Here is an 18,363-nt window from a genome sequence, read left to right on the forward strand (position 1 = left end):
TTAATTCTAAATCTAGCTTTACAAATAGCAACTTGGATAACAGCCCTATTTTAGAATGTAAAAACCTAGTTAAAACTTATGCTAATTCTGAAGCCTTAAAAAGTATTAACTTAGCAATTAATCGTGGCAGAATTGTTGGTTTGCTTGGACCTAATGGTAGTGGTAAAAGTACACTTATAAAGCTTGCAAATGGACTTTTAACTCCATCAAGTGGAGAAATATTAATAAATGGTCTTAAGCCTGGGATTGAAACAAAAAAAATTGTTTCATATTTACCTGAGAGAACTTATCTAAATGACTGGATGAAAGTTTCAGACATTATTAATTTCTTTAAAGATTTTTATGATAATTTTAATCCTGAAAAAGCTTATATTATGCTTAAAAAGCTAAATATTAATCCTGATGATAAACTAAAAACTATGTCTAAGGGAACTAAAGAAAAGGTTCAACTTATTTTAGTAATGAGTAGAGAAGCAGATCTTTATTTACTAGATGAACCAATAGCAGGTGTTGACCCTGCCGCTAGAGATTATATTCTAAATACCATAATAACTAACTATAATGAAAATGCTACTATTATTATATCTACTCATCTTATCTCAGATATTGAAAGAATATTAGATGATGTAGTATTTATATCCTATGGTAAAATATGCTTAACTAAGACTGTGGATGAAATTAGAGAAGATGAAGGAAAGAGTGTTGATACTCTATTTAGGGAGGTATTCAGATGTTAGTAAAATTAATGAAATATGAAATTAAAGCAACAGCTAGAATCCTTATTCCACTTTATATTGCATTATTGGCTTTTGCTATTATTAATAAAATTTTTATTGGAACTGGCCTTGCTGATAAGCTTGAAGGTTTTGGTTCAATACCATTTATTCTTAGTATCTTTGGATATGGTTGTACAATGGCTGCCGTTTTCATCGTTACCTTCTTTGTAATAATACAAAGATTTTATAAAAATTTACTTGGAGATGAAGGATACCTAATGAATACCCTACCAGTAAGCACTATGACAAATCTTACAAGTAAACTTTCAATTGCAAGTTTTTGGAATATTGTAAGTGCTTTTGTTGCAATTCTTTCAATACTTATAATGGCATTTGAGCCTATTTCCTTTAATAATTTTTTCACAGAAATGTCTGATGTACTTTCAAAAGGTTATTCCGAAATAGGCATACAACTTTATATACTCATTTTTGAAGTAATTGTTTTGATTTTAGTGGCCCTTTTAAGATCTCTTACTATGATTTATGCTTCAATAGCAATTGGGCACCTATTTAGCAAACATAGAATTCTTTCAGCTTTTGGTGCATTTATAGGATTAAATTTCATTACTGGAGCAATTTCAACTGCTATAACATTGGCTTTTTCAATAGTAGGTAATAGACTTGATCATCTACAAAATATACATTTAGATAATGCTGCTGCACTTTCAGTTGCTCATGGATTTATAATAGGTATTATTATATTTAACCTATTATTCTTCTTAGCTTACTTTATAATAACTAATTATATACTAAAAAATAAATTGAATTTAGAATAATTGAGTACAATTATTAGATTTCAAAAAAATTATTTGAAGAAGATTATAAAATCAAATTACTAATGCCTAAACATTTATAAACATGTAATTTCTTATAGTTATGATAATACAAAAAAGTAGTAATAATACATTGAAATAATTTCATGTATCATTACTACTTTTTATAATCTATTCATTAATTATGTAGGGTACAGTTATAATTATTACATTTCTCATTTTTAATATAGCTCTTCTTAAAAATATAGAGGTTTGATTATGAAGAACTTGATGCCACCATTTATATATAATGAATTGGGGCATTACTATTGTTATTACTTCATGCGTTTGCAATTGTTTATGTTTTTCAGCTACATAAGCAACTAATTTTTCATTAATATTTCTATATGGTGCATTTTCTATTACAAGATGTGCTGCTATTCCAAGGGTTGCATATCTTTCTATTAATTTCTTAGTTTGTTCTTCATCTGTACTTACATGGTAAACTTCTATATTTTCTCCAACTGTCAACGCATAATTTAAACTTTTTATGAAAGATTTATTTATTGTTTGTACTGGCACAATAACATATTTCGTTATAGCTTCCCTAATGATTAAACCTTCTACTCCTGAATCAATTTTTAAATTTTCTTTTACTTTATTATAATGTCTTTTAATCCTTAGCATTGCTACTACAAGTATTGGTATACATATAACTACAATCCATGCGCCATGTTCAAATTTATTTACGCCTATTATAACACATGTTATAGCTGTAATTGTTGCTCCTAAACCATTTATAAAAGCTTTATGCTTCCATTTTCCTTCTTTACTTTTTGTCCACTTCTTGAACATTCCAAATTGAGACAATGTAAATGATATGAAAACACCTACTGCATACAATGACAATAGCATATGTGTGCTCCCGTTAACAATATATACCAATAATGATGATGATAAAAATAATAATACTATTCCATTTGAAAAACTTAATCTTGTCCCTCTAATGCTAAGTTGTCTTGGTACATATCCATCTCTTGCTAATATTGATAACAATAATGGTAAATCTGAAAATGCAGTATTAGCTGCAAGAGTAAGAATGATAGCAGTTGTAGCTTGAATTGCAAAAAACATTAAACTATTTTGTCCAAAAACTTGAATTGCTATTTGTGCTATTACTGTAAGGTCATTCCCTGGTACTGCTTTATACATTGTTGATAAATATGATAAGCCTCCAAATATAACAAAAACAATGCCTGCTAATAGAATTAATACTGTCTTAGCATTTTTTTGAGCTGGATTTTTGAAATTTGGAATCCCATCACTTACTGCTTCAATGCCTGTTAATGCTGTACATCCTGAAGAAAAAGCTTTTAAAAATAACAATGTAGTTAAATCTTGTGTAGATTCTTTTAGTGGATATAATTCTACTGGTGTCACTTTTAAAACTAAAACTTTAAAAATTCCTGTTACTATCATTATTATTATAGATAATATAAATAAATATGTTGGTACTCCAAATAATTTTGCTGAATCCTTAATACCTCTTAAGTTTCCTAGCGTTATTATTCCTATTACAAAAATAGCTATTAATGCTTTATGTGGTAAAAGAACTGGAAATGCTGATGTAATTGCCGCTGCGCCTGCACAAGTACTAACTGCAACAGTTAAAATATAATCTATCATTAAAGAAGCTGCTGCTACTAGGCCTGGTATTTTGCCTATATTATCACTGGCAACAATATATGATCCTCCTCCATGAGGATAAGAATCTATTATTTGTTTATATGAAAATACAAGTACAAATAGTAGTGCTGAAATTGAAATTGCTATTTCAATCATTGATCCGTATGCATACATTCCAAGTACTGGTACAAGTACCAAAAGTATTTCTTCACTAGCATAAGCAACTGATGAAATAGCATCACTAGATAATATTGGTAATCCCCAAAGAACATTGAATTTTTCACCTGCTAATTCAGTTGTCTTAAGTGCTCTTCCAATTAATAGCGATTGAATTTTTTTAAACATGTTTATTCCCCCATATTATTTTATAATTAATTACATATTCTTAAATCACTATATAACAACTATCTAAAAGGTTTATAATTACCTATTATTGTATGTCATTACAATAATACAGATTATATATGCATTAATATCTAATGTAAATATATTTATTTCCTATTAATCGTTTTCACAAGTTTTTCATATAAATTTATTTTTCGACATTTTTACTTAAGGTGTTTTATAAATATTGACACTAAAATTGGAATATCATTACGCTGTAGTTTTTTATTTTAATAAAAAAACCTTTATACATATTTTTTAAGTTATGCATAAAGGTTTTATTTTTATATTAAATTTATATATATATGTTCTAAAAAATTTTGTTCATTAAGATTTAATTTCTATATTAGAGTGATTGGATAAGACAACCAACTAAATTATGAACTTTCTTAATTAGAACTTATATACTTTAAAAAATGCTTATTAATAGCATAATATTCAATGCTGCAACAATGCCACCGATAATCCACAATATAATATTTTCTGTTAGTGTATTTTTGTATTGTCCCATAACTTTTTCTGATGATGTTAAATATAATTGACTAAAAATAGTTACAGGAAGTTGTACACTTAATAACATTTGTGAATATATTAACCCATTAAATGGATTATCAATAAAAAATATTATTAATAATGCTAATAAAATAGTGATTAAAACACCTATTTTACTATGTTTATTGTTTATATCATATTCTTCACCAAATAATCCTGCAAATATAGATCCTCCTGCCATTCCTGCTGTAATACATGACGCTATCCCTGCAAACAACAAAGCTATTGCAAATACTAATGAAGAACTACTTCCTAATAAAGGTTTTAACATTATTTGAGCTTGTTCAACTTCTGTTACATTAATGCCATTATCAAAAAATGTTACTGCAACTAATATCATTGCACTATTTATAACAAAACCTATTATCATTGATAGCATAGTATCCATAAATTCATATTTTAATTGCTTTTCAATTATTGTTTTATCTTTTAAATTCCATTTTCTACTTTGAATTACTTCAGAATGTAAAAATAAATTATGTGGCATAACAACTGCACCTAAAACACTCATTATTATCGGCAGTGAACCATCAGGAATATTAGGAATTACTAAATTTTTAGCTGCCTCACTCCAATTAACATTCACAAGTGCTGTTTCAAATATAAATGATAGCCCTATTATTGATACAAATCCTATAATAACTTTTTCTATTCTTCTATATGAATTTGAAAATAACATAAATATTATTAATATTGATGATATTGAGGCACCTATTTTTATAGGTATATGAAATAACATTTTCAATGCTATAGCAGCTCCCAAAATTTCTGCCATAGCCGTACCTATAGCTGCAAGTACTGCCGTTCCAGTTATTACTTTTCCAACAGATGCTTTCATATGTTTATTTATTGCTTCTGAAATACAAAGCCCAGTAACTATACCTAAATGTGCTGCATTATGCTGCAGCAATATAAGCATTATTGTTGATAAAGTAACAATCCAAAGTAATTTATAACCATAACTAGATCCAGCTGCAATATTTGATGCCCAGTTACCTGGATCAATAAATCCTACAGTAACCAAAATCCCTGGTCCAACATATTTTAAAAATTCATTTCCAGTGAACTTTTTCCATTTAGAAATAAAATTATTCTTCTTCATAACGTATATTTAAATCCTTTCTTTATTAATTGGTAATCATTCTTACTTAACACTAATTATATCACTTTTTCACTATTAATAAAGTTTGAATAATAAAAATTTTTATTAATTACAAAAAACATCAAGAATTTATAAGCTCTATAAATTCTTGATGTTTTGTTTTTTATGTTAGTATTAATTTAAAAACATTTGAATGTCATCTTCTACATTTGTAATTCCACCGATACCAAAGTTTTCTACTAAAACATTAGCCACATTTGGTGAAAGGAAAGCTGGAAGTGTTGGTCCTAAATGAATATTCTTTACTCCTAAGTGTAATAGAGATAAAAGAACTATTACTGCTTTTTGTTCATACCATGCAATATTAAATGCTATTGGTAATTCATTTATATCTTCAAGCTCAAACACTTCTTTAAGTTTTAATGCAATTACTGCTAATGAGTAAGAATCATTACATTGTCCTGCATCTAAAACTCTAGGAATTCCACCTATATCTCCTAATTCTAACTTGTTATATTTATATTTTGCACAACCTGCTGTTAATATAACAGTATCCTTTGGAAGTGCCTTAGCAAAGTCTGTGTAGTATGATCTAGCTTTTTGTCTACCATCACATCCTGCCATGACAAAGAATTTCTTTATTGCTCCTGTTTTTACTGCATCAACCACCTTATCAGCTAATGCTAATACTTGATTGTGAGCAAATCCACCAACGATTTCTCCTTCTTCAATTTGTACTGGTGCTGGACATTTCTTAGCTTGTTCAATAATTGCAGAGAAATCTTTCTTTCCATTTTCATCAACTGTAATATGAGTACAACCTTCATATCCTGATGAACCAGTTGTATATAATCTGTTTTTATAACTATCTCTTGGAGGAACTATACAGTTAGTAGTCATAAGTATTGGTCCATTGAAGCTTTCAAATTCTTCTGGTTGCTTCCACCATGCATTTCCATAGTTACCTACTAAATGTGAATATTTCTTTAATTGTGGATAATAATGAGCAGGCAACATTTCAGAGTGAGTATAAACATCTACTCCTGTTCCTTCTGTTTGAATTAATAATTGTTCTAAATCTTTTAAGTCATGTCCTGAAATTAATATTCCTGGATTTCCTTTAACACCAATATTAACTTTTGTTACTTCTGGATTTCCGTAACTTTCTGTATTAGCTTTGTCTAATAAAGCCATTCCATCAACACCAAATTTTCCTGTTTCTAAAGTTAATCCGATATATTCATCTATTGATACATTATTATCTGCAGTTAATGATAATGCTTTTTGCATGAAGGCGCATATATTTTCATCTTCATATCCTAAAGCATTTGCATGTTTCATATATGCAGATAATCCTTTTAATCCATAAGTAATAAGTTCTCTTAAACTTCTGATATCTTCATTTTCAGTTGCTAATACTCCAACTGTTTCTGCTTTAGCTTCCATTTCGTCTCTACTTTCAGTATTCCATAAAGCAGCTGAACTTAAAGATTCTTTATTGCTTAATTTTGCTAATAATTCTTCTTTTATTGCTAAAGTATCTTTTACTCTACCGTAGAATACTTCTTTATCAAAATTAGCATTAGTTATAGTAGTGAAAAGGTTCATTGTTACCATAGTATTTATAGCTTGTGAAACTTCTATTCCTTCTGCTCTAGCACTTGTTGCTACTTCTGATAAACCTCTAGTTGTATATATTAATAAATCTTGCATTTTTGCAAGATCTGGAGTCTTACCACACACACCTTTTACAGTACAGCCTGTACATCCTGCTGCTTCTTGACATTGAAAACAAAACATTTTATTATCCATATTAAAATCTCCTCCACTTTTTATATATTTATTAAAATTTATTTTCAAATTTACCAAGGTTTTAATTACCAACCTTGTATATTTATTTTATCTTGAAATGGTTTAATAGTATGTATCATATGTTACGTAATATTTTAAAAATAAAAAAATTCTAATTGATTTCTTCTTTATGAATTGTGATTATTAAATTTAATTAGTTTTATAAATAAGTTCTAGCGCTGAATATAGTTTAAATGTAAATATAAAGTTCTTGGTTGTGCTTATTAAGTTCCTTATTGTGCTTTACAATCTTTTTAGATGTGCATATAAAGTAAAATAGAGAATGGTTAACCCATTCTCTATTTATACTTTTCTTCTAATTTTTCTAAAATTAGAAGATTTTCATCTTTAACATGAGTATTATTTTTCTCATATTCAATACATTCTTTATCAATTACTTGGAATACTTCATCCTTCAATTCTCTTTTAGCAAATGTATATATAACTTTATCTTCCTTATCTATATGCCTTTGTAAAAGCTCTGTGTATGAAATAGCATTTGCAATTACATCTAATTTTGCTTCTTCATCACCATTTTTCACTTTTTCAAGAGCTTCAATAAGATTTTTTACATATAATCTTCCCATGTCATGCTCTACTAGCATTCCATACTTTATAGTTTTTTCTCCTAATGCTCCTAAATTTTCTACCATTCTATTAAAAAGCATTATTTCTTCTTTATTATGATGATGTCCATCTGCATAATTTTTTATAAAATCAATTATTAAATAAAACTCTTCATAATTTATATCAGCACCTTCTAAAACTTTAAAACATGCTTTTCTAACTACTTTAAGCATACGCAAAATGTATTTGTGTTCTTCCATCATTAATTCTATAGCGTCCATTTTAACTGCTCCTTTCTTAGTTAAGTCACATTAAAACTTTTCTATTATAAATGTATTATTTTCACCTTCTACATATTTAAATTCACTATTTATAGTATTTACAAATGACTTAATCCATAAACTTCTTAAATTATAAAATAACTCAACAGGTACATTTTCTTTTTCCCATGCATTCTTGTGAACACAAACTGATCTACTCCATTTAACAATATTTTCTTCTGACATAATAACTTCATTCACTCTATCACAAGGCATTCCATCTAATATATAATCATTTATTTTGTTAAATATATCTACAGCATTGTCAACTTGCTCTGAGTTATCTTTTACCTCATTACCTGCTTTAATACCTTGCTTCATATAAATATCTTCTAATTTGCTTAATTTTGCTTTATCATTTTCAAGAATTTTAAAAGTCCAAGCAGCCATTCTTCCTTCTGCTGAATTTATTTTTTCTTGTAACCATCCGTGAATATTACCTGTATCAATCATATCTTCTAAAGGTTTATTGGGAAGCCTTTCTCCATATTTTTTAGTTATTTCCTCACTTATAGCATCTATATTAATATTTTCATTTTTTGCAAACTCAATAACCTCTTTTTCTAAACCTTCAAACCATACTATTTTATTAAATAACCAATAATGTATCTTTCCTAAAAATAAACTCATTATTTTTCCTCCTCTTATAAAATGGCTTAATATATTACAGTTAAGACATTTTTCTATTTTAATATTATTTATACACATACAAAATACTATAATTTTATTTATTTGTTTTTGACGTTTTTTTGACGGCGCATAACATTTTAACATCCACTATTAGTATTTTGCTTTCTTTAATCAAATCATACTACAATTATTATTTTTTTTATGTAACCAATGTTACATAAAAAATGAGAAGTAGAAATATTTAAAATTATTTCTTTACTTCTCATTTCTTTTTTATATTACACTTATGTTATTTTTATAGATACTAAATTAATTATATAATTTATATTTTCAATAGTTCAATATAATCTTTTCTTATCTCTAGCAATTTTACTTACTCTAATACTCTTGAAATTTAATTAACACGATTTATATTAGCACTCTAAATTTACCCATTAACAAAAATGTACTCCACTCCAATAAATACGTTCTTTTACAATTGTTTTTTCAGGGAATTGTATACCTTCTAGTGCCCATTTTTTATATTCCTCAAAGCCAACTCTATCAATAATATATCCTATATGCTCTTTTCCACCAGGTGCATCTTTATCTATATATTCTTCAACAAATTTATAGGTATTTAAAATTATTTTAATTATGCTTTGTTCATCTGTCCAAATTAAGAAATCTTCAGCCAGACGTGGATTTTTCTTTCCTGATCTACCCATAAGAACTAATTTATAATATTTTTCTTTACTTCTTGTCCATGCTCCTGTAGGACAATTAATTACACATTCTCCACAACCTATACATTTCTCTGGATTTCTTACAACTTTATAGTTAACTACTTTAAGTGCATCTACAGATTTTTTCTTACAAGCTCTTACACAAGCTCCACAGCTTACGCATCTATCTGAATCATATTGTGGTTCTGTCATACCAATTATTCCGAAGTCATGAGTTCTTGCTTTTATGCAATCATTTGGGCACCCAGTAAGTGCTACCTTAAAGTGTAAATCATTTGGAAAAATAGCTTTTTCTATTTTTTTAGCAAAGTTTGTTGTATTGTAATTGGCAAAAGGGCAAACATTATTCCCAACACATGCCGCTACATTTCTTGTTCCAGCTGCTGTATATCCCTTTCCTGGTATTTCTTGATTAATTTCTAACTTTTCAATGATTGGCTGCAATAATTCATTAACTTTATCCATCTCTTCAAATCTTATGCCAGGTACTTCAAATCCTTGACGTGTTGTTATATGAATAGTACCATTGCCATATTTTTGAGCAATTTCTTGTATCTTTCCGAGTAGCTCTGCATCCATATGTCCTCCTGGAACTCTTATTCTAGAAGCAGTTAATCCTCTTACCTTAGTTACCCTAAAAGCATTTTTTTTGATTTTCTTTGTATTTAAATCCACAATTAACTCCTCCTAATCTATTAAGAATTTTCCTTTTGAATAATTGAAAACAGGTCCATCTAAACAAATATAAGTATCATCTATTTTGCAGTGTCCACATTTTCCAATACCACAGCACATTTTTCTTTCTTGTGAAATCCAAACATTATTTTCATCTATTCCAAGTTTTAAGAATTCTGCTACTGTAAATTTCATCATAATAGGAGGTCCTACTACTACAACTGCTACATTATTAATATCTTTAATTGATAGTTCTGGAATATATTTTGTAACCATTCCAACGTTACCTTCATATCCTTCTTCTGCATTATCTACAGTCAAAATAAGATTCATATTATTTTTCCACATTTTGATATCATCTTTAAATAAAACATCATTTGGTGATTTAAAACCAGCAATTAATGTAAAGGTCTTAGCTTCACTTGAATTATTGGAAAAATAATCAACAATCCCCTTAACTGGTGAAAGTCCAGTCCCTCCAGCAACTACGATTACTTCTTTATCTTTATAATTCTCAATTTCAAATCCATTTCCATAAGGACCTCTTAAAAATAATTTATCTCCAACATAATTATTAAATATTTCATTAGTAACTGTACCAACTCTTCTTATTGTTAAATCAACAGTGCCCTCTCCAATACCACTTACTGAAATAGGAGCTTCTCCAAACTTAGGTAATGATACTTCAAAAAACTGTCCTGGCTTTACTTCTCCTTTAAATTCCATACGAAAAGTGTATTCAATTTCAGTATGTTTAATTACTTCCTTAATTTCTGATAAAAAAGGAATATATTCATTTTTACTCATTTGTAGACACCTCTTTCATACCATCTTTTAATTTATTTATGCAATTAGAAAAAGATATATACTCTGGACAAATATCATCACATCTTCCACATCCAACACACATATGATATCCCCATTTCTTTTTATAATCATATACCTTATGTAACACTTTAAAACGCATACGTTGTCCTTTATCTAATCTAAAACTGTGTCCTCCTGCCATATTAGTAAAACCATCTATATGACACGCTGCCCAAACCCTGCGTCTTTCTCCTGCTTTACCATTATCAGTATAGAAAATATCTTGCATTGTAAAACAAGTACACGTAGGACAAACAAAATTACATCTTCCACAAGCAATACAACGGCTACTATAATCCTTCCACATTTCAGATTTCATAACATCTAATGAAAGATTTTCTGGTATTGAAACTTTAACATTATTATTTGTCACAAAATCCGGTTCAATTTCACTCTTTTCACAAGTATTAAATAATTCATTGATTTCTTCATTTTTAGCATCTATATATACATCATTTCCTGTTACTTTTATATATGCATCATATTCATCGTTTTTATTTGTACCCATACTTACGCAAAAACAATTTTCAAAAGAATTTTCACATCCCATTAAAATGAATTTAGTATTTTCTCTTAATCTTTGATAATAATAATCTTCTTGTCCATTTTTTAAATAAATATCATCTATTCGCTTTACTCCATGTAAATCACAACTTCTTAAAAATATAATTGCACCCTTTTTAGGCGTATCTGCTTCCTTTATTGAATCTTCCGTAAAGAAGAAAAGCGTCTGAGAGATTGGAAGCAATACTTCTTTATGTGAATATTCAGCTTTTTTATCAAAAACTATATCATCTATTGTTTTTACTTCTCCATAACGTATTCTGTTAGTATCTGAGTAAGTACCTTCACCTTCAAATAATTTAGGTGCATATATGACATATTCTTTTGATAAATCTTCGAATATATTATTAATATCTCTTCTATTCAATTTATATCCCATTAGCTTACTCCTTTACTCTTTTTTGAAATTATATAATAAGGTAATGCTAAAAATATAGCTCCACCGATAATATTTCCAATTGTTACTACACCTATGTTATATACATATCCTATTATACTTACGCTTGCTGCCCCTGGATTAAATAATCCAATTGTTAAAAGAGTCATATTAGCAACACTATGCTCAAAACCCGATGTTATAAATGCAAATAAACACCAAAATACCATAATAAGCTTTCCGGATTCACTTTTTAATTTAAAACTACACCAGATAGCTAAACACACTAGTATATTACAAAATATTCCACGCATTAATAATGGCCAAAACGGAATACTCATCTTAGCTGCTGAAGTTTTTGCAATGAATTCACCAACTGGCCCCGCTGAAAGTCCTGTTGAATAAAACATATATCCTGCAATAATTGATCCAAGTAAATTACCTATAAAACACACTATCCAAATTTTAAAAGTATCTGTCCACTTTACCTCTTTACTTAAAGAAGCAGCTGTCATTATAAAATTATTTCCTGTAAAAAGTTCTGATCCTGCCATAACAACTAAGCTAAGCGCTATCCCAAAGGATGCTCCCATTACAATTTTTGTAGCAGACGAGCCACTGCTATTTAATAGTCCTCCAATTGTGAATATAAGCATAATTCCCATTCCTACATAAAGACCTGCAAGCATTGAACTTATGAAATATCCTACCTTATTTGTTTTTAATAAATTTACCTTAGCTTTTGCTGCCATAACCACACTGTTAAATTCTTCACAAAACATATTATAACTTCTCCTTTCATGTTTACGTTATCGAATACTTTAATTATAATTTATTACAAAATAAAACACCGTGATTAAAATCACGGTGTTTTAAAAAATTGCGATAATTTTTCTTGATTAATTATTTTAATTTTTTTATTATCATATTCAATTAATTTTTCATTTAAAAGTATTTTTAAAGACCTAGATATTGTTTCTCTTTTAGATCCTAGTAAATCTGCAAGATATGTAACGCTTATATTCATATTGATAATTACTCCATTTTCAGCTTCAGTTCCATAGTCCTTGCTTAATTTCCAAAGCTTTGCTGCAAGCCTTTTCTCCATTTTTATTGTACCTGTTGCATTTTTTAATTGTCTATAAAGTCTCCTTACCTTCATAGCTAAAGAACACATAATATTTTTAGAAAGAAGAAAGTCTTGCTCCATAATAGTTAAAAATATATTTTTGTCATAACTTAATATTTCTGCATCTTCAAAAATTTCACAATTTATAGAAGAAGGTAACTCTTGTATTACTACATCATTGATCATTTTTCCTTTTCCTAAAATAAATATTACACGTTTATGTCCACTCTCATTTAATTTATATAAAGACACACTGCCACTTACTACAATATATAACGTTGTAACTTCTTCTTTATCTCTAAAAAGATGACCTCCAGCCTTATATTTTTTAACTTCACTAAAATGAGCAAGATTTTCAAATGAAGTATTTGATATGTTTTTGAAAATATCTAATTCTTCTAATTGTTTTACAGTAATTTTATTCATCAATACTCCTATCAATACCATTAATCAATCATAAATTACTAATGTATAGATAAAAAAATAACAAAACATCCTACTTGCATATACAGTTATTCTATTACTTTTTTACTCTAATCAAATAATTCTTCTTCTAATTCTTCAATATTTAAAATTTTAATTGTATTTCTATCAAATTCAATATAATTTAGCTCCCTAAGATTCATTAATTCTCTAGACAAAGACGGTCTAGGAATCCCTAAGGAAGAAGCAATTTCTTCCTTACTTTCCTTCAAGGTTATTATTTCACTTTTTTGATTTTTAGCTTGCTCCAATATAAAGTTAATAACCTTATGCTTAATACTTTTAAAAGCTATACTTTTTATTTTAGAATTTAACATAAATATTTTATTACTTAAGGCAGACATAAAATTACCTAATACTTTTTCATCCATTGTACATAATTTTAATATGTCTAACTTATTTATATAAAGTATACTGCTTTCACTAAATGATATAACTGTTGATGGATATTTAGATTTTTTTGAAAAAATTAAAGCTTCTCCAAATACATCCCCATTAGTTAATCTCTTTAACGTAATTTGTTTTCCACTAAGATATATTCTTTGAATTTCAATTGTTCCATCTAAAACAAAGCCTAAACTATTACATTCATCTTCTTCGTTTGCAATAATTTCACCCTTTTTATATGATTTCACTGAATATCCAATATTGGAAATTAATTTTTCAATTTCTTCATTATTTAAGTTGTTAAAAAACTCATTTCCATGTAATTTATCAATTATTTCTTTCATATAAAATCCTCCAAAGCTTTGTAATTAAATGAATTATTATTATATATACTTCTTATAATTAGTCTATAATTTTAGTACATTTTTGATTATTTTGAACTTTCATCCCTAAGTTATCAATAGAAACAATATATCCATCCTCTATTGAATATTTTGATAAACTAGAATCTCCTATAATATTCATAAACTTTATATATCCATCCATATCTTTTACTAAAATGGTTTCAATTGGGTCATTTCTATCAATTACTATATTTTTAATTTCATCAATTGTAAATATCTGTTTTGGAGTTTTGTATAATTCATATTCTTTACTAATTTTAACTTCATTGTTTTTCCATGCTTTTATTCTAACATAGTATTTCTCTTCAAAAGTATATAAAATTATTCTCTTCAATTTATCTTCTTGATTATTTTGTATTAATTTATTTTGATAAATTAATAGAATTTTACTACCAAACTCCATTTCAATTTTATCATATTCATATGATATACTACTATTATGTTTTTTAGAACGTGATTTTTTTATACTTTTGGGCTCTTCCGCATGTGACCGTTTTGTAGTTGTTGCTATTAAAACTGTACTCCATTGCCCATCTTTTATTCTCACTCTGTATTTGTGTTTTGAATTGTTTTTCAATCCTATATGTTTATAACTTTCCTTTGTACCAACTAATACTATAGTTCCATCTACTTCAATTTCATATTCCGTTGTCGCCTCTACTTCATCCCAACTTATCTGTATGCTGCTTCCAGTAGTTGCTGCTTTTATATTTTGTGGAATTATAGCGATTGGTGATTGTGACGACAGAGTAACTGATGTTATGAAGTCACTCCATTGTCCTCCCTTTATTCTCACTCTATAATTATGAGTTGAGTTGCTTAACAAACCTATATGATCATGACTTTCGTCTGTGCCAACATCTATCAAATGTGAATCCCCATCTATTTCCACTTCATATTCTTTTGCATCATCTACTTCATCCCAACTTATTTTTATACTATTTTCAGTAGCTGATGTTTTTATATTTTGTGGTACTGAAACTACTGGTGGCTGCGAAGAAAGAGTTTTCTCTGTTATTATTCCACTCCATTGTCCGCCTTTTATTCTAATTCTATACTTATGAGTTGAATTACTGTTTAATCCTGTATTTTCATAGCTTTCATCAGCTCCAACATCTATTAGCACTAAATTTTCATCTACTTCTACTTCATATTCTGTTGCAGCATCTACTTCATCCCAACTTATTTTTATGCTATTTTCAGTAGCTGATGTTTTTATATTTTGTAGTACTGAAACTACTGGTGGTTGCGAAGAAAGAGTTTTCTCTGTTATTATTCCACTCCATTGTCCGCCTTTTATTCTAATTCTATACTTATGAATTGAATTACTATTTAATCCTGTATTTTCATAGCTTTCATCAGCTCCAACATCTATTAGCACTGATTCTCCATCTACTTCTACTTCATATTCTGTTGCAGCATCTACTTCATCCCAACTTATTTTTATACTATTTTCCGTAGCTGATGTTTTTATATTTTGTGGTACTGAAACTACTGGTGGCTGCGAAGAAAGAGTTTTCTCTGTTATTATTCCACTCCATTGTCCACCTTTTATTCTAATTCTATACTTATGAATTGAATTACTGTTTAATCCTGTATTTTCATAGTTTTCATCTGTACCAACATCTATCGGCACTGATTTTCCATCTACTTCTACTTCATATTCTATTGCAGCATCTACTTCATCCCAACTTATTTTTATACTATCTTCCGTAGCTGATGTTTCAATAATCTTTGTATAATCTAGAGCACCAACTTTCGCATGAATCAACTCTTTAAAATTACCACTAATGTTATTATTATAAATAGTGTTATTTTCATTTTCAGCTCCATCTTGTATTCTAATTCCATATTGGTCAATATTATCATTATATATTATGTTATCCATTATATCCGAGTTTTTTACTCTAAAATCTAAAAAAACTGCCGAACTTAATCCTATTTGCCAAGTTACATTATCATCACTTTGTCCGTAATTAGATATTGAATTATTTTTTATCATTGTATTATCTGAATATAATAAATATATACCTTCATATCCTATTTCACTTATAACATTATCTGATATTATAGCATTTTCCAAGTTACGTACTTCTATGCCAAAATATTGAGAACCTTTTACATTATTCCCCACTATTTTTATTCCATCATATCTAAGGCTATCATCGTCACCAGTGTTTTCTTCAACAACTACTATTCCTGCTGCTTTTGTATTTTCAATAGTATTATTGGATATTTCAATATTATTTGCTGGTACAGTGGCCCTTATTCCTGCACCTATTATTGAATCTTTGATATTGTTATCACTTACTTTTGAATTTTTACACAAATTAAAACTTATTCGGCCACCTACAATATTATTATTCATTATAATTCCATCTTTTTGATTATAAAATGTGATTGCATCTGGTTCTGTTAATGTTCCTGCTATATCTGTATTAATAATATTTCCACTAATACTATTATTTATACTCTTATATGTACTATCACCTAAAAATACTATTGCTGAATGTAATTTAGATCTATCAATGACACAGTTTTCTATACTCACATCATGTACATCATTCTGATCATTTTGTGCACGAAATACTTCTCTCCCTTGACTACCATCTATGTAGAAATTTGAAATATTAATGTTACTTTGTGTTATTACAATACTATTAGCATTCGGATTAGTTTGTACAATTTTAGTTCCTGTACTCGATTCTCCATAGATAATTATACCAGATTCATTTAAAGTTATTGAATCACTCAAATTATATGTACCATCTTTTATATAAAATTTTCTATCTCCATTAGATATTTTGGTATTAATATAATCATTTAAATAAGTGCCTGAAACACTTGTATCTATTACCTTCCAATCACTAGTATCACCATAAACTGTTTGAACATCATACCCTTGATTTATAAATAAAAGCATTAAAATCCAACTGACTATTCTAATTATTTTTTTATTCAATCATATTTCTTCCCCTCATAATTTAATCCCATATAAACAACAATTAATTACAGCAAATGTTTCCATTTATTTTTACCCTTTTTAACTTATCGTAAATTTAAACAATTACAATAATATAGCCTTTTCCAAATTATTTCTGATTATATTTTAAAATCCATTAAATTAATTCATAAAACGCCATATTTTTTATAATACTATCATACTATAATTCAATTTAATTTAAAATATTTTTTTATATTTAATTTGTCTCTAGTTCCACTATATAGTAAACACATATATATTTTTACATGTGGTAATTTAATAAATATTTTTTATTAATATTAACTAAAAACTTATTTTGCAAATATTATTCAAAAATAAAAAAGGTAAAACGTAATGTTCTACCTTAAATAATAATAATTTTCTATAACATTATTCTATAGCTTTTAGCAAGCTGTCTAATCTCATCTTTAACTGTATTAATTCCTCTCTAGGTATGTTTATTTTACATGCCATTTCACGCGGAACATCTAATACCTTTTCTTTTAAATTTCTTCCTTCTTCAGTTAACTCAACAATAACAACTCTATCATCATTAACATCCCTATATCTTTTTATTAATCCCATACTTTCTATCTTCTTTAATAATGGTGTTAATGTTCCTGAATCTAAATGCAGTCTTTTACCAATATCTTTAACTGTACTCTTTTCATCTTCCCATAATACAAGCATTGCAACATACTGTGTATATGTAAGATTAAATTTATCAAGAAAAGGCTTATACAATTTTATTATTTCTCTTGATGCTGCATATAAAGAAAAACAAACTTGATTATCTAATTTTATACTATCATATTTATTCATAATTTTTTCTCCTATTTATATTTAATCTACTGTATCAACAAATTCAATTTTAATAAATTCAATTAAGTTTAACTTTTTTACTTTTATATGTCAATCTTAAATCAAGCCTTTTTAGGTTAATTAAGCTCTATTTCTATTAGTCGCTAAGTAAGTGCTTTCACTAGTTCATATATTTTACCATATTAAAATCCTTTTAAAAACGGCAAATTGCAATAACAAATTGAACTAATTTCTATTTATGACTTAAACACTTGTATTTTCTTAAACTGCATAAATTTTATCTAAGTGTGCTTCAAATAACTCTTCAGGAGTCTTATAGTTAAGTATT

At 27.7% G+C, this 18,363-nt stretch carries 15 protein-coding genes; 2 read left to right on the forward strand and 13 right to left on the reverse strand.

Annotated features, from left to right (window positions below):
• Window positions 1–32: 32 nt before the first annotated feature.
• Together CLPUN_RS19040 and CLPUN_RS19045 are read left to right on the forward strand one after the other, a co-directional pair.
• Entirely contained in the window at window positions 33–737 is a 705-nt protein-coding gene (locus tag CLPUN_RS19040; protein ID WP_242954191.1) for an ABC transporter ATP-binding protein, read from the forward strand.
• The gene (locus tag CLPUN_RS19045; protein WP_077848820.1) at window positions 731–1,552 is read left to right on the forward strand and encodes an ABC transporter permease; all 822 of its coding nucleotides are present in this window, start codon (window positions 731–733) and stop codon (window positions 1,550–1,552) included. Before CLPUN_RS19040 ends, CLPUN_RS19045 begins: the two co-directional genes overlap by 7 nt.
• A gap of 168 nt (window positions 1,553–1,720) precedes the next feature.
• Here the strand turns inward: CLPUN_RS19045 and CLPUN_RS19050 are convergent, their stop codons facing one another.
• The 13 genes from CLPUN_RS19050 to CLPUN_RS19110 all read right to left on the reverse strand — a co-directional run bounded on the left by CLPUN_RS19050 (window position 1,721) and on the right by CLPUN_RS19110 (window position 18,035).
• Window positions 1,721–3,559 carry an APC family permease gene (locus CLPUN_RS19050; RefSeq protein ID WP_077848821.1) on the reverse strand — a complete coding sequence of 613 codons (1,839 nt, stop codon included), beginning with the start codon at window positions 3,557–3,559 and terminating at the stop codon, window positions 1,721–1,723.
• Window positions 3,560–4,007: 448 nt separating this feature from the next.
• On the reverse strand, window positions 4,008–5,252 hold the full coding sequence (locus tag CLPUN_RS19055) for an Nramp family divalent metal transporter (RefSeq protein WP_077848822.1): 1,245 nt from the start codon (window positions 5,250–5,252) through the stop codon (window positions 4,008–4,010).
• Between the two features lie 174 nt (window positions 5,253–5,426).
• Window positions 5,427–7,064, reverse strand: a complete 1,638-nt coding sequence (hcp, locus tag CLPUN_RS19060) for a hydroxylamine reductase (protein WP_077848823.1) — start codon at window positions 7,062–7,064, stop codon at window positions 5,427–5,429.
• 338 nt (window positions 7,065–7,402) lie between these two features.
• Complete coding sequence (locus tag CLPUN_RS19065) at window positions 7,403–7,951, reverse strand: hemerythrin domain-containing protein (protein ID WP_077848824.1); 549 nt, start codon at window positions 7,949–7,951, stop codon at window positions 7,403–7,405.
• Between the two features lie 30 nt (window positions 7,952–7,981).
• Window positions 7,982–8,620, reverse strand: coding sequence for a hypothetical protein (locus CLPUN_RS19070; protein WP_077848825.1), 639 nt, complete (start codon window positions 8,618–8,620; stop codon window positions 7,982–7,984).
• 434 nt (window positions 8,621–9,054) lie between these two features.
• The gene (gene asrC / locus CLPUN_RS19075) at window positions 9,055–10,020 is read right to left on the reverse strand and encodes a sulfite reductase subunit C (RefSeq protein WP_077848826.1); all 966 of its coding nucleotides are present in this window, start codon (window positions 10,018–10,020) and stop codon (window positions 9,055–9,057) included.
• Between the two features lie 12 nt (window positions 10,021–10,032).
• Window positions 10,033–10,827 carry an anaerobic sulfite reductase subunit AsrB gene (gene asrB, locus CLPUN_RS19080; RefSeq protein ID WP_077848827.1) on the reverse strand — a complete coding sequence of 265 codons (795 nt, stop codon included), beginning with the start codon at window positions 10,825–10,827 and terminating at the stop codon, window positions 10,033–10,035.
• Window positions 10,820–11,830 carry an anaerobic sulfite reductase subunit AsrA gene (gene asrA / locus CLPUN_RS19085; RefSeq protein WP_077848828.1) on the reverse strand — a complete coding sequence of 337 codons (1,011 nt, stop codon included), beginning with the start codon at window positions 11,828–11,830 and terminating at the stop codon, window positions 10,820–10,822. Before asrA ends, asrB begins: the two co-directional genes overlap by 8 nt.
• Window positions 11,830–12,609 (reverse strand): formate/nitrite transporter family protein, encoded by a 780-nt coding sequence (locus tag CLPUN_RS19090; RefSeq protein WP_077848829.1) that lies wholly within the window; start codon window positions 12,607–12,609, stop codon window positions 11,830–11,832. Before CLPUN_RS19090 ends, asrA begins: the two co-directional genes overlap by 1 nt.
• 80 nt (window positions 12,610–12,689) lie before the next feature.
• On the reverse strand, window positions 12,690–13,382 hold the full coding sequence (locus CLPUN_RS19095; RefSeq protein WP_077848830.1) for a Crp/Fnr family transcriptional regulator: 693 nt from the start codon (window positions 13,380–13,382) through the stop codon (window positions 12,690–12,692).
• 107 nt (window positions 13,383–13,489) lie between these two features.
• Window positions 13,490–14,170, reverse strand: a complete 681-nt coding sequence (locus CLPUN_RS19100; RefSeq protein WP_077848831.1) for a Crp/Fnr family transcriptional regulator — start codon at window positions 14,168–14,170, stop codon at window positions 13,490–13,492.
• Window positions 14,171–14,228: 58 nt separating this feature from the next.
• Window positions 14,229–17,192 carry a right-handed parallel beta-helix repeat-containing protein gene (locus CLPUN_RS19105; protein WP_077848832.1) on the reverse strand — a complete coding sequence of 988 codons (2,964 nt, stop codon included), beginning with the start codon at window positions 17,190–17,192 and terminating at the stop codon, window positions 14,229–14,231.
• 411 nt (window positions 17,193–17,603) lie between these two features.
• The gene (locus CLPUN_RS19110) at window positions 17,604–18,035 is read right to left on the reverse strand and encodes a MarR family winged helix-turn-helix transcriptional regulator (protein WP_077848833.1); all 432 of its coding nucleotides are present in this window, start codon (window positions 18,033–18,035) and stop codon (window positions 17,604–17,606) included.
• Between the last annotated feature and the right edge of the window lie 328 nt (window positions 18,036–18,363).

The organism is Clostridium puniceum, assembly GCF_002006345.1.
Classification (GTDB): Bacteria; Bacillota; Clostridia; order Clostridiales; family Clostridiaceae; genus Clostridium; species Clostridium puniceum.